11 protein-coding genes are annotated in these 13,489 nt (G+C 51.2%); 6 read left to right on the top strand and 5 right to left on the bottom strand.

Translation table 11 applies throughout. The features are described from left to right. Positions 1 to 21 precede the first annotated feature (21 nt). The 5 genes from iorA to F608_RS0119180 form a co-directional block, all read right to left on the bottom strand. A complete protein-coding gene (iorA, locus tag F608_RS0119200) occupies positions 22 to 1,872 on the bottom strand; it encodes an indolepyruvate ferredoxin oxidoreductase subunit alpha (RefSeq protein WP_022667300.1) in 1,851 nt (616 codons plus the stop codon). Between the two features lie 30 nt (positions 1,873 to 1,902). Continuing rightward, on the bottom strand, positions 1,903 to 2,214 hold the full coding sequence (locus tag F608_RS0119195; RefSeq protein ID WP_022667299.1) for a hypothetical protein: 312 nt from the start codon (positions 2,212 to 2,214) through the stop codon (positions 1,903 to 1,905). A gap of 122 nt (positions 2,215 to 2,336) precedes the next feature. Then, entirely contained in the window at positions 2,337 to 3,260 is a 924-nt protein-coding gene (locus tag F608_RS0119190; RefSeq protein WP_022667298.1) for an Hsp33 family molecular chaperone HslO, read from the bottom strand. Between the two features lie 72 nt (positions 3,261 to 3,332). Further along, complete coding sequence (locus F608_RS32605) at positions 3,333 to 5,465, bottom strand: phospho-sugar mutase (protein ID WP_022667297.1); 2,133 nt, start codon at positions 5,463 to 5,465, stop codon at positions 3,333 to 3,335. Between the two features lie 163 nt (positions 5,466 to 5,628). Then, positions 5,629 to 7,161 carry a YifB family Mg chelatase-like AAA ATPase gene (locus F608_RS0119180; protein ID WP_022667296.1) on the bottom strand — a complete coding sequence of 511 codons (1,533 nt, stop codon included), beginning with the start codon at positions 7,159 to 7,161 and terminating at the stop codon, positions 5,629 to 5,631. Positions 7,162 to 7,333: 172 nt separating this feature from the next. Here F608_RS0119180 and lpxC point away from each other — a divergent pair, with 172 nt between their 5' ends. Genes lpxC through coaD form a run of 6 tightly spaced genes read left to right on the top strand, consistent with a single transcriptional unit; the run spans position 7,334 to position 13,488 of the window. Continuing rightward, positions 7,334 to 8,215: a UDP-3-O-acyl-N-acetylglucosamine deacetylase gene (gene lpxC / locus F608_RS0119175; RefSeq protein ID WP_022667295.1), complete on the top strand. Its 882-nt coding sequence runs from the start codon at positions 7,334 to 7,336 to the stop codon at positions 8,213 to 8,215. Positions 8,216 to 8,217: 2 nt separating this feature from the next. Further along, on the top strand, positions 8,218 to 8,778 hold the full coding sequence (locus tag F608_RS0119170; RefSeq protein ID WP_153307548.1) for a DUF4390 domain-containing protein: 561 nt from the start codon (positions 8,218 to 8,220) through the stop codon (positions 8,776 to 8,778). Between the two features lie 3 nt (positions 8,779 to 8,781). Further along, the gene (locus F608_RS0119165) at positions 8,782 to 10,995 is read left to right on the top strand and encodes an ATP-binding protein (protein ID WP_022667293.1); all 2,214 of its coding nucleotides are present in this window, start codon (positions 8,782 to 8,784) and stop codon (positions 10,993 to 10,995) included. 57 nt (positions 10,996 to 11,052) lie between these two features. Further along, positions 11,053 to 12,399 carry a sigma-54-dependent transcriptional regulator gene (locus F608_RS0119160; protein ID WP_022667292.1) on the top strand — a complete coding sequence of 449 codons (1,347 nt, stop codon included), beginning with the start codon at positions 11,053 to 11,055 and terminating at the stop codon, positions 12,397 to 12,399. Between the two features lie 40 nt (positions 12,400 to 12,439). Next, complete coding sequence (gene rsmD / locus F608_RS0119155; RefSeq protein WP_244154308.1) at positions 12,440 to 12,961, top strand: 16S rRNA (guanine(966)-N(2))-methyltransferase RsmD; 522 nt, start codon at positions 12,440 to 12,442, stop codon at positions 12,959 to 12,961. Positions 12,962 to 12,969: 8 nt separating this feature from the next. Continuing rightward, positions 12,970 to 13,488: a pantetheine-phosphate adenylyltransferase gene (coaD, locus tag F608_RS0119150; RefSeq protein WP_022667289.1), complete on the top strand. Its 519-nt coding sequence runs from the start codon at positions 12,970 to 12,972 to the stop codon at positions 13,486 to 13,488. Position 13,489 lies beyond the last annotated feature (1 nt).

Here is a 13,489-nt window from a genome sequence, read left to right as displayed (position 1 = left end):
CTATACCTCTTCCTTATTGATTTAGTTCTTCAGGGGCCGGATGGCGTTTTCAGGGCAGATCTGGGCACATACGGCACAGCCCACACAGGTATCGGCGTCAATGGAGACCCTTCCGTCCTGGATGAAAAAGGACGGACAGGCAATGTTGTTGATACAGTCCTTATGGTCCGTACACTTGTCCGTGACCATGAAGGGCCTGGCAGATCTCATCTTCATGCTCCTGGCATACAGGATACAGGGTTCCTGGGAGATGATGACGGATACACCTTTGAATTCCAGGGCCTCTTTAATGGTCTCGATACTTTTTTTGACCTTGAACGGCTTGATGACCGAGACATGTTCCACACCCAGGGACCGGACAAGCTGCTCAATGTTGATCTGTCCTTGATCCGGCATGCCGAATTTTTCCATTTCAACCCCGGGATGGGGCTGGTGGCCGGTCATGGCCGTAATCCCGTTCTCAAGGATGACCAGGGTGAAATTGTGGTTATTGAACACGGCATTGACCAGGCCGGTGATGCCGGAGTGAAAAAAGGTGGAATCCCCGATAAAGGAGACCACTTTCTGATCCGTTGCCTTTGAGAATCCGCAGGAGGTACTGACGGAAGACCCCATGCAGATGACAAAATCCCCCATGTTCAAGGGAGGGAGAAATCCCAGGGTATAGCAGCCGATATCCGTGGGATGGATCACGTCCATATCCTTGGCCGCCTGCTTGACTTCATAGAATGTGGCCCGGTGGGAACAGCCCGAACAGAGATTGGGAGGCCGGTTGGGGATTTCCGGGACATTGGAAACGTCTATTTTTTCCGGCGGGGTATAATCCACCTCGAAAAAGGAAGCCAGTTTCTCCCGGACCATGGCCGGATCGTACTCGAACAGCCGGGAAAACAGCTCCGGAGTTTTCCCCTTGATGGGGATGGTGACGCCGATTTCCTGGGCCATGGCCTTAACCGCCTCTTCCATGAAAGGCTCGCCCTCTTCGATCACCAGGACTTTTTCACATTTCTTTAAAAAATCCTTGATCTTGGTTTCCGGCATGGGATTGGAAAAGCCCATCCTGAAGATGCTTGTTTTGTCTTCGATTCCCAGGTCTCTGACCCCGTCCTCGGCATAGTGGAAACTGACGCCGTTGGCAATGATGCCCAGTTTGCCTTTTCCCCGGATAAAGTTAAATTCGGAGGAATCGGACATCTTCCCTGCCCTGCCCAGCTTTTCCAGCAGCTTGGCATGAAGTCCCCTGGAAACCGCGGGCACAGTAACGCATCTCAGTGGCTCCCGGATGAACTTTCCTTTGGTTTTCCGCGGCCTGAGTTCGCCAAAGGTGACAAAGGCGTTGGAGTGATTGATCCGGGTGGTGGTCCTCATGAGAACCGGTTGTCTCAGGGATTCGGACAGGTCAAATGCCGCCGGCATCATCTCCTTGGCTTCGGCCACGGAAGAGGGTTCCAGCATGGGAAGCCCGCCGAACTTGGCATAGTACCGATTATCCTGCTCGTTCTGACTGGAGAACAGGGAGGGGTCATCGGCGCTCAGGATCACCATGCCCCCGGTCACGCCCACATAGGCCAGGGTCATGAGGGGATCTGCAGCCACGTTAAGGCCCACATGCTTCATCATGCAAAAGGTTCTCAGACCTGAATTGGCTGCAGCCGCGGCCACCTCCAGGGCAACCTTCTCATTGGTGGAATATTCAAAGTAGAGGTCTGATTCCCGGGAGATCTGGAAAAGATTCAGGGAGATCTCCGATGAAGGGGTTCCCGGATAGGTAGTGGCAAAGGCCACTCCGGCCTCAATGGCTCCTCTGGCAATGGCTTCGTTCCCCAGAAGCATGATCTTCTCTCCGGGGGTATCCCTTAAAAGTTTATGCATAGATCCTCCTTAATTTAGGAATGTTCATCCTTAAGAATACAATTTTTCCGCATCCTCGAGGGAGGCTGCATATCCTCTGAATCCCTCCAGATCCTCACACGACTGGATGGAGCTTGAAGCGAAGAACCCCTCTACCATGGTCTTTTCCCCGTGGCGGATCAATCCCATGAAAAGAACGGGAACCAGGCTTAGATTATTTTTGCCGGTCTGTACTGAAAATTCCGGGGAAGGATTTGAATGAACCACCGCATAGAGATTGTTTTGAACAGGCATGAGCTGGACAATCTCGGGATGATGGTGGTGATGGGAGTCATGGGTGTGGTCGCTGCAATGATTGCACATGGGATTAACCTCATATTTTTAGCTTAATTATAGCTGTTACATAACTTTTGAGCACTATGGCTATTTATAATAGATCCACTGCCTTTTGCAAGGAAAAGTCTGGAAATCCTTAAATTTGAATCTCAGTTCAGATAAGAACGGATATTCCCCTGGGTAAACCGGTAGACCGAATTGCAGTTATGGCAGCGAACCTCAAGGGGGAATTCCTCCTGATCCAGGATATCTTTCTTTTCCTGTTCCGGGAGTCCCTTCAGATGTTTTTCCATGCCCTCCCTTGAACACCGGCAGAAAAATTCAACCCTTGAACTGTCAAGGAACCTGGGCTTTAAATCTGCGAATTCATCCAGGATCAAATCCTGAGGCCGGGTCCCCTGGGCAAAGGACTGGCCCAGGGACTCGATTTCCTGGATGATCTTCTCGGCTCTGGCCACCTCATGGGGATCCACCCCGGGCATGGCCTGGAGAAACACCCCGCCGGCGCCGGTGACCTCTTCTGTATCATCAAAGAAAACACTCAGCTTAAATCCCGTGGGGATCTGCTCCGAGACCAGGAAGTAATTGGCCAGATCCTCGGCAATACTGCCGTATTCCAAGGCCACCTGTCCGGAATAAGGGGCCGGAGAATCCTCCAGGTACTTTGTCACGGTCAGAAAGCCCGCACCGAAAAGGGAGGAGAGGCGCTTCACCTGTTTTGGATCTTCCACCTCAATCGAGCCGGTCTTTAAAAAGCCCCGGACTTCCCCAAATACATTGGCCTCGACATCCAGGCCCTTGACCGGCCCGGAGCACTGGATATTTATGCCCAGCCTTTCCTTTCCCTTGAGACCGGAGCACATGAGGATCGAGGCGATATAGGCCTGTCCCAGCACCAGGGTCTCCAGGGGCCCCAGGTCATGGTTGGCCCTCATCTCATTCACCATCCGGGTGGTATGAACCACGGCCCCCCGGATCTGATCCCCGGCCATGAGAAACCTATGGATCCTGTCCCTGGCCGAGGCCTGGAAAAGGGCTTTGACATCTCTGTTGAATATATCTTTTTTAATCATTCTTTTTTTAATCAATCGTATGTTGTCAGTTCCCCGACATTATAAGGACGTAAAAAAAATTGTAAAGCAAGGTCAGGAACCTGTCTGAATTCCCAGATACTCCAAAATGCCCGTTTCAAATTTGGCTTTGAAGGCCGGATCGATTTTGTCGACGGGGTTGGAGCCCAGGAAACCCAGCAGTTCATACAGGCGGTTTTTCCGTTCTTCCGGGTTTTCAATGCCCCTTAGCCCCACGATGTCCTTTTCAATTTCAAAGTACTTTAACTTGTCAATAAAGGGCAGCTGCCAGAACAGAAGGAATCCCCTGTCCGGGAAATCCGCCCCCAGGAGCCGGTAGCAGTACTTCATGAAATCTTTTTCAATCCGGTCTTTGAGTTCAACGGTTTTGGCTTTGGTTTGGTTCAGACCTCCGGGGCCGGCCGGCCTGGAGATCACCTCAAAGTACATCTTGATCTTGGGTTCCGTTCCCGAGGGCCGGACCGTTACCTTTATGCTGACCCCGTCTTCCGGGGCCTTGAGTCCATAGACCAGAACGTTCCTGGAGATGGTATTGGTAAGGGAGAGATGGGGCTGGGGTTCGCCCTCCCAATGATCTTTTTTGTCCAGGACCTGGAAGCTGCCAAAGGAATCGATCCGGGTTTCCCTGAGATGATCCATGATTCCCTGGATCTGTTCCATCCCCTTTGCGCCCAGGAGACGGATCTCCGTCAGATAATTATGGCAGTACCCGTATTGAGAATAGATCTCGCCCAGGTACCCATACAGGGTTTTGCCTTCATCTTTCAGTTCCGATGCCAGCTCACAGACCCAGACAGCCGCACAGGATGCATCCTTGTCCCGGCAGTAATTGCCGGCAATATACCCGTGACTCTCCTCGGTCCCCAGGATAAAATCATCCATCCGGCCCTTTTCCTCCAGCTCGTTCATGAGGCTGCCGATGTACTTGAACCCCACCAGGAGGTCGTTGACGCATTGGATACCGTTTTCTTCCGCGATTTTCTTGATCAGGGACGAGGTGACAATGGTTTCCACGATCAGATTGTCCCGGCCCAGGATCTGTTTCTCCCTGTACTTTGAAATGGCAAACTGGGTGAGCAGGATCCCGATTTCGTTTCCGTTCAGGAATTTCCACTCACCCTTGTGCCTGGCCATGACTCCGATCCGGTCCGCATCCGGGTCGGTGTTGAGGATGATATCAGCCTCCACGACTCCGGCAAAGGCCAGGGCCGTATCAAAGGATGCCTCAATTTCAGGATTGGGAATGTTAAAAGTGACATTTTCAAACCCGCCGCTCATGTTCTCGGTTTTGGGGTCCAGCATCACCTCAAATCCGAGGTTTTTGAGCACCGGGTATACGGAAGTGATCCCGGTTCCGTGCAGGGGCGAAAAAATCACCCGGGCACTCCTAGCCCCGGACAGGGAGACAGAGGCTGCGGCTTTCTGATAGGCAGCATCGATTTCTTCACCCACCAGGCTTACCAGACCTTGATCCAGGGCATCTTCGTATGCAATTCTCAAGATATCTTTTATCTTATGGGTGACCTCATCCACCAGGATCTGGTCATCCGGAGGGATGAGCTGTCCACCGAAATTATCATAGACCTTTTTGCCGTTATCCGTGGGCAGGTTGTGGCTGGCACTGAAAAGAGCCCCGGCAACGGCCTTGAGATGCCGGATGGAAAAAGAAAGTTCAGGGGTGCTCCGGATCCCCTCAAACAGGAAAACCGATATCCCGTTTGCAGCGTAAACCTCCGCAGCCGCCATGGCCAGCCCCTTGCCGTCCAGATTCATGACCGGATTGGGGATCTGAGCATTGTAAACCGAAACATCGGTAAAGCAGCGGACATCATAGGCCAGTACAATTCCCCTTGTTTTTGCCTCTTCCCCGTATTTTTTGATCAAATACTGGGAATGACCCTGGGCGGATGACTGCACGGTCCATATATTGATCCGGTTGGGACCGATCCCCACCGGACCTCTCCTTCCCCCGGTGCCAAAGGGAATAATCTGATAGAATGAATCAATCAGAAAATCCCATTCTTCCCTGTCAATGAGATAGTGGATCTGGGGAACATAATCGATGAACGCATCCTCTTTCAGCCAGAGCTCCAGCCACTTGAGGGCCGATTCTTTCTGACTGTCCGAAACCTTGATCCCATTGAACCCCTTCCGCGCCTTTGATAAAAATTTATCTGCTGAATCCACGTCCTGTCCTTTCAGATTTTATTAAAAATTCATTACCTAAGAGTTACCATATCAGATGCTTGTTTTCCGGTCATTGAAATCGAACCTTAAATTATACTAAAAAATCATGTCATACACAAAAAAAATGAGCTCCCTGTTAAATATCATTTAAAACCCCCGGATATCACATGGGATCCCTGTCAAAACTCCTGTACTGGATGGCCTCGGCCAGGTGATGGGTCTTGATTTTTGATGAATAGTCCAGGTCGGCAATGGTCCGGGCCACCTTTAAAGCGGAATGGCAGGCCCTGGCCGAGAGGCCCAGCCCCTTTGAGGCCTGCTCCAGAATCCGCCGGCAGCCGGTATCCATGGGGCAGAATTTTTCCCTAAGCCTTGACCCCATCTGGCTGTTGCTGAAAATCCCGTGGGACAAAAACCTTTTGGATTGAAGTTCAAAGGCCTTTTCCACCCGGGCCCGGATCCGGGAAGAAGGTTCCCCGGATTCCTTTGACATAAAATCCTGGAATTTCACCCTGGGGACCTCCACCTGGATGTCAATCCTGTCCAGGAGAGGACCTGAAATCTTGGACCGGTATTTTTGAACCTGGTGGGAAGTACAGGAACACTTTCCCGAAGGATCGGACAGAAATCCGCAGGGGCAGGGGTTCATGGCGGCCACCAGCATGAAGCGGCAGGGAAACACCGCCTTGACCCCGGCCCGGGAAATACTGACCCGGCCGTCCTCCAGGGGCTGACGGAGGACCTCCAGCACGTTCCGCCGGAACTCGGGCAGTTCATCCAGAAAGAGGATGCCGTTGTGGGCCAGGCTGATCTCCCCGGGAACCGGCTTTGAGCCCCCTCCCACCAGTCCGGCATCTGAAATGGTGTGATGGGGGGAACGAAAGGGCCTTCCCTGGATGCCTCCATGGCGGGCGGAGGCCATGCCCATGACCGAATAGACCTTTGTCACCTCCAGAATCTCTTCAAAGGAGAGCATGGGAAGGATGGTGGTCAACCTCCTGGCCAGCATGCTTTTCCCGGATCCGGGAGGACCTGTCATCAGAAGATGATGCTGGCCGGCCGCGGCGACCTCCATGGCTCTTTTGACATGAATCTGACCCTTTACATCGGAAAAATCCCCTTCAAAGCCTCTCCCGGCAGCGTTCCTGAAGAAACCAGGATCCAGGGAGAAGGGAGGGATCAAATTCTGCCCGGCAAAATGATCCACAAGCTGGGAAAGCCGCCCCACGGGCAGAACTTCAATTTCCCTGACCATGGCGGCCTCCTGGGCGTTTTCGACGGGAATCATCACCCCTTTGTATTGGTTTTCCCGGGCAGCCAGGGCCAGGGGCAGAACCCCTTTGACCGGCTTGACCCGGCCGTCCAGGGAAAGTTCCCCGGCCATGAGATAATTTTTTGAAGCGTCCATGGGAATCAGGCCCGAGGCACTCAGGATCCCTGCGGCCACGGCCAGATCGAGTCCGGTACCCTCTTTTTTCACATCTGCCGGGGCCAGGTTAATGGTCACCCGGTCCATGGGAAAGGTGTAGCCTGAATTCTTTATGGCAGACCTGACCCTTTCCTTGCTCTCCCGGACCGCAGCCTCGGCCAGACCCACCATATTGAACACGGGCAGGCCAAAGGAAATGTCCACCTCCACCTCCACCACAATGGCATCAATGCCGTTAACGGCGCATGAGTTGACTTTTGCGATCATGGGGCACCTTCTGAAACCGGGCAAGGGATTTTAAGTTAAAGACCGGGCTTTGATTTTATCTATCAGAAATTTATGGGGAACCAAAGAATTTTCTCATTTCTTTTGCTTTGTTCTGTAAATTTAGATATATATACCTAGATATTAAAAATTGAATGCAACAAGACATACAAATATGGATACATACTTTAAACAAAAGACCATTGCCAGGAATGTGGCCCTGTCAGGCACCGGGGTTCACTCGGGCAAAAAAAACAATATCACCATCAAACCGGCCCCTGAAAACCACGGCATTAAATTCCAGCGGGTGGACCTTCCCGGCACCCAGCCTGTGCAGGCCCTTTTCAAACATGTGGTCGATACCAGTCTGGCCACGGTCCTGGGGAGCAACGGGGCCATTGTTTCAACCATTGAACATCTAATGGCCAGTTTTGCCGGTCTCGGCATTGACAATGTCCTGGTGGAGATGGATGAATATGAAATGCCCATCATGGACGGCAGCGCAAAGGATTTCACCCAGGTCTTCACCGCTGCCGGAGTCGCCGTCCAGGGCCGGCCCAAACACTTCATGATTGTCAGAAAACCGGTGCGTGTGGAACAGGGGGACAAGTTTGTGGAGGTGATTCCGGAACCCTGTTTTAAGATCACCTGCTCCATTGATTTTGACCACCCTTTGATCGGAAAGCAGGAACTCACCTATGACCGGGCAAAAAACAACTTTGAAAAGGAAATCAGCCATGCCAGAACCTTTGGTTTTATCCAGGATATCGAATTGTTAAAAAAGTTCAGCCTGGGCAAAGGCGGCAGCCTTGACAATGCCATTGTCATTGACAAGGACAAAATATTAAATCCGGACGGGCTTCGCTATCCGGATGAATTTGTCCGTCACAAGCTTCTGGACAGCCTCGGGGATTTCTCCCTGTTGGGCATGCCCATCCAGGGGCATATTATCTCCCATAAATCAGGCCACACCCTGAACCATGCATTCATTAAAAGATTCCTTGAGAATAGAGATGCATGGGAAACCGGACCGGCCAAAATGGAATCAAACACCTGACCATGAAATCCTTTCTGATTTACCCGGTACTTTTCATCTGTCTGATGATGCCCCGGACGACTCTTGCTGACAACACGGCGACCCTGGCCAACATAAAGCTGGCCAATACCCGGGACGATCTGCTGACATATTTTGAGGTCAGAAACGCCTTTACCGATAAAATCACCCAGGCGGTCCACAACGGGGTTCCTACAACCTTTTCTTTTTATGTCTCCCTTTACCAGACCAGCGATTCCTGGCTGGATAAAAAAATTGCGGAAGTCCGGGCAAAGTCCACGGTGAAATATAACTCCCTGAAAAAGGAGTACACGGTCTCCAGACCCTGGAAAAATGAAAAACCATCGGCAACCCAGTCCTTTGAAGAGGCCAAATCCTGGATGACGGAAATCGACAATCTCAAGATCATTCCCCTGGAAAACCTTAAAAAGGGAGGCAAGTACCAGATCAGAATCAAGGCTGAACTGGACAAGGTCACCCTGCCCCTCTCCCTTCATAATATCTTTTTCTTTGTCTCTTTCTGGGATGTCAAAACGGACTGGTACCTGGTAAATTTCACCTATTGATCCATGACCGAAGAGATAAGAAATCCAGCCTCCGGGGCATCCAGAAGAAAAAAAGAAGGGATTCTCATCCTCGCCATCCTTTTCATCGTGGGGATTCTCACCTTTGTCGAAATAAAGATCACGCCCTTTGGAAGCGATTTCCCCTTTTCCAGTACCGTATTGATGTTTATTCTGATCAACATCAACCTGCTGCTGCTGCTGACCCTGCTGATCCTGGTTTTCAGAAACCTCGCCAAACTCTATACGGAAAAGAAGAAAAACATCTTCGGCTCAAAGCTGAAGACAAGGCTGATCATCTCCTTCATCGTTCTGGCTCTTCTTCCCACCACCGTGCTCTTCTTTTTCTCCATCCAGTTTTTGTCCACATCCATTGCTTTCTGGTTCAACGCCCCGGTGGAACAGACCCTGAACTCCTCTCTGGCCGTGGGCCAGAAACTTTATGACTATATCGAGGAAAAAAATGAGTTCTTTGCCAAGCGGGGGGCTTTTCAGATCGATTCCAGAAAGCTTCTTGAAAAAGAGAATCAAAAAGATCTGACCCGGTACACCCAGGTAATCCAGAGGGCATTCAACCGCCATGCCGTTGAAGTTTACTCCCCGGACGCCAAACGGAGATCCCTCTCCCTGGACAATGAGGTGGAAGCCCTCCATTTCGGGCCGCTGACCACAACAGAGTTGACCAAGATCCCCCCTTCCCGGTCCAGCACCACCATATACCAGCCCATAGACCAGGGTGAATTCTTAAGAACCGTTGCCACCATCCCCTTTGGCTCTCCTCCGGCCAAGGCGGAAGGGTTTATCGTGGTCACCACCATTGTTTCCATGGAGCTTTCCGAAAACCTCAAGGCCATTCTCACGGGAATCGAAGAGTACCAGCAGCTGAAGCTGACCAAAAAACCGGCCCAGATCTCCTATTATATCGCCCTGTCCATTGTGGCTCTTCTGGTGGTGTTCTGTGCCATCTGGTTCGGATTCCAGCTGGCCAAATCCATTACCGTTCCCATCATGAAATTTGCCGAAGGCACCCGGCGCATCAGCGAAGGGGACCTGGATTACCAGATAGACTTTCAGACCGATGATGAAATCGGGACATTGATCACATCCTTTAACTCCATGACCAAGCAGCTGGCCGCCGGCCGGGAGCAGATCGCCCTGTCCGGGAAAATGCTGGAACATCAATATGCTGAACTGGAAAAGAGCCGGCAGTATATGGAGATTGTGCTGCGAAATGTTTCAACCGGAGTGGTGTCAGTTGACAACAAGGGCATCATCACCACCATGAACAAGGCCGCAGAGTCCATGCTGGCCATTCAGAGCCGCCGCATCCTGGGACAAAACTTCAGGCAGGTCTTGAGTCAGGAATACTTAAAACTGGCCGATAAGATCTTTGCCCAGGCAGCCCAGGGGCAGCAGCACATTGAGATGCCCGTTTCGGCAACGATTTCAGGAAGTCCCAAGCATTTTTCCCTGCACTATTCCACCTTAAAAGATGATTCCGGAAAAACCGTGGGCGCGGTCCTGGTATTTGACGATGTCACCGAACTTGAAAAAGCCCAGAGGATGGTGGCCTGGAGGGAGGTGGCCCGGCGGATTGCCCATGAGGTGAAAAATCCCCTGACCCCCATCAAATTGTCTGCCCAGAGGCTCAAGAGAAAGTACGGAAAAGAGATCAATGATGAGATCTTCACCAATTGTGCCGATACCATTGTAGAGCATGTGGACCTGATCCGGAACCTGGTCAACCAGTTCTCGGCCTTTGCCAAATTCCCGGACACCAATTTTTCCAAGGACCGCATCGAAAACGTTATCCTTGAAACCATTGCCCTATATCGGGAGGGACTGGAAAATGTGGATATCCAATCCAGATTCAGCCCGGATATCCCCACCCTTAAGCTGGATCACCAGCATATGAAACAGGCCTTCATCAATCTCATTGACAATGCCGTATATGCCGTCAACAAAAATGGTGCCATCTTCATTGATGTCTCCTATGATCAAATTCTGAAGATCGTCAGGATCGAAATCGCCGACAATGGGAAGGGCATCTCAGACAAGGAGAAAACAAAACTCTTTGAACCTTATTTTTCCACCAAACAATCCGGAATGGGCCTGGGGCTGGCCATTGTGAACTCTATTATATCCGATCATAACGGGGTGGTCCGGGTCCAGGACAATCAGCCCAGGGGAGCCAAATTCATCATTGAACTTCCGGCCTGAAAAATTTTAAGATAAGAGGTAAAGTCAATTTCATGATGATTACAGAAAGGAAATCATATGTATCCAGCCGTATTAATCGTTGACGATGAAACCACCATCATCGAATCTCTGGAAGGCATTCTTTCAGATGACGGGTTTGAAGTCATGCATGCCTACAACGGGTATGAGGCATTGCAGAAGATAGAGGCCGACTCCCCGGATATCGTTCTTCTCGATATCTGGATGCCGGGAATGGACGGGATAGAAACCCTGAAAGAGATCAAAAAAAGCTTTCCCAGCCTGCCGGTGGTGATGATCACCGGCCACGGCACCATTGAGTCCGCCGTGGACGCCACAAAATCCGGGGCCTATGATTTTTTGGAAAAACCCCTGTCCATCGACAAAGTCATGGTCACCATCAACAACGCCCTGAATTTCAGAAAACTGGAAGAGGAAAATATCTATCTGCGCAAAAAAAGCATTGAAAAGAACTCCATCACAGGCACCAGCCCGGCCGTCCAGAAGCTCTATTCCGAGGTCATGGCCGCCTCGCCTTCGGATGCTTCCATCCTGATTACCGGAGAAAACGGAACCGGCAAGGAGATGGTGGCCCGGACCATCCATCAGTTCAGCACCCGGCCCGAAGGCCCGTTCATTGCCATCAACTGTGCAGCCATCCCCGAAGAAAATATTGATTCAGAACTCTTTGGCCATGAAAAAGGGGCCTTTGAAAAGGCCACTTCCAAAAACAAGGGAAAATTCGAACTGGCCTCGGGGGGGACCCTTTTCCTGGATGAAATCGGAGACATGAACATCAATACCCAGGCAAAGATCCTAAGGGCCCTTGAATCAAAGACCTTCCAGCGGATCGGCGGGGGGCGGACTCTTCACATGGATGTAAGGCTCATCACCTCCACAAACAAGGACCTTGAAGCGGAGATTGAAAAGGGAACCTTCAGGGAAGACCTGTTTTTCAGGCTCAATGTTATTCCCATCCACGTCCCCCCTTTACGGGAAAGAAAGGAAGATATTCCTTTGCTGGTGGATACTTTTCTGGACAACCTGGCCCTGCAGAACACGGGAAGCCGGAAGTCGATTTCCAAGGAGGCTGTTGACCTGCTGGCCCGGCATCCCTGGCAGGGCAATGTCAGGGAGTTGAAAAACCTTTTGGAACGGCTTTTCATCATGGTTAAGGACAAGACAATCCACGTAAAGGATATCCCCCACCCCTACACCCCCCAGGTTCCCGGAGAAACCACCTCCGAAAGAAGGTGGCTGTTCAGCATTGACAACCTTGAGGAAGCCCGGAAGAACTTTGAAAAAGAGTATATCTTAAGAAAACTGGAACAGAGCCAGGGGGACATCCAGATCGCGGCAAAAAAAATCGGTACCAGTGCCCGGTTTATCAAAAAAAGAATGGGCTGATCGGATGAGGATCATCAGCGGCACATGCAGGGGACGAAAGTTGATCCAGATCCAGGGTCAGGATATCCGGCCCACCTCGGACCGGGTGAGGGAGGCCCTGTTCAGCATCCTGGGCCCCAGGGTTAAACAGGCCAGGGTTTTGGATCTCTTTGCCGGAACCGGGGCCCTGGGGCTTGAGGCCCTGAGCCGGGGTGCCGGCCATGCGGTTTTCACGGACCGGTCCCAAAGCGCCTGCCGGGTCATCCAAAAGAATATCGACCTGTGCCGCTTCACCGATAGAGCAGAATTGATCTGCCTGGACATTATCTCACATCCTTTTCCCGAACGGATAAAAGCCCCTCCCTTTGATCTGATTTTCATGGATCCCCCCTATAATATGGGATATCTTAGAAAAACCCTGGAAAAAGAATCACTAAAAGGCCTCTTATCTCCCGGAGGGATGATTGTGGCAGAGCATTCTGTCAAAGAAAGCCTTCCCGAATCCCTGAACGGGCTTGACATTTCACGGCAAAAAAAATACTCAAAGACCAGAATTTCCCTTTTGACCCGGACCTTTGACTGAGGAGACCCATGGAAAAATCGAGAATTGCCATCTACCCAGGTTCATTTGACCCCCTAACCAACGGCCATGTTGACGTTATCCAGCGGGCCCTTGAAATTTTCGACAAGGTGATTGTAGCCATCCTGCACAACCCCGCCAAAAAATCCCTGTTCACCACCGGGGAACGGGTTGGGATGATCCGGGAGAGTTTTAACGGCAATGACTGCCTGCTGGTGGATTCTTTTGACGGCCTCACGGTGGACTATGCAAAAACAAAAAATGCCGTTGCCATCATCAGGGGTATGCGGGCCATATCCGACTTTGAAAATGAATTCCAGATGGCATTGATGAACAGAAAATTATACAAGGATGTTCAGTCTGTTTTTCTGATGACGGGGCTGCGCTGGATATTTACCAGTTCCTCCATTATCAAAGAGGCCGCGGAATTCGGGGGGGATATTTCAGACATGGTTCCCGAGCCTGTCAAGTTCAAACTCATGGAAAAATTTCCCAAGCTTAAAACCACCATAGAGACTGTGGAGAAATAAC

This window comes from Desulfospira joergensenii DSM 10085, assembly GCF_000420085.1.
In the GTDB taxonomy this organism is placed as follows: Bacteria; Desulfobacterota; Desulfobacteria; order Desulfobacterales; family Desulfobacteraceae; genus Desulfospira; species Desulfospira joergensenii.
The sequence above is the reverse complement of the archived record's forward strand: the minus strand, read 5'-3'. Positions and strand labels throughout refer to the sequence as shown.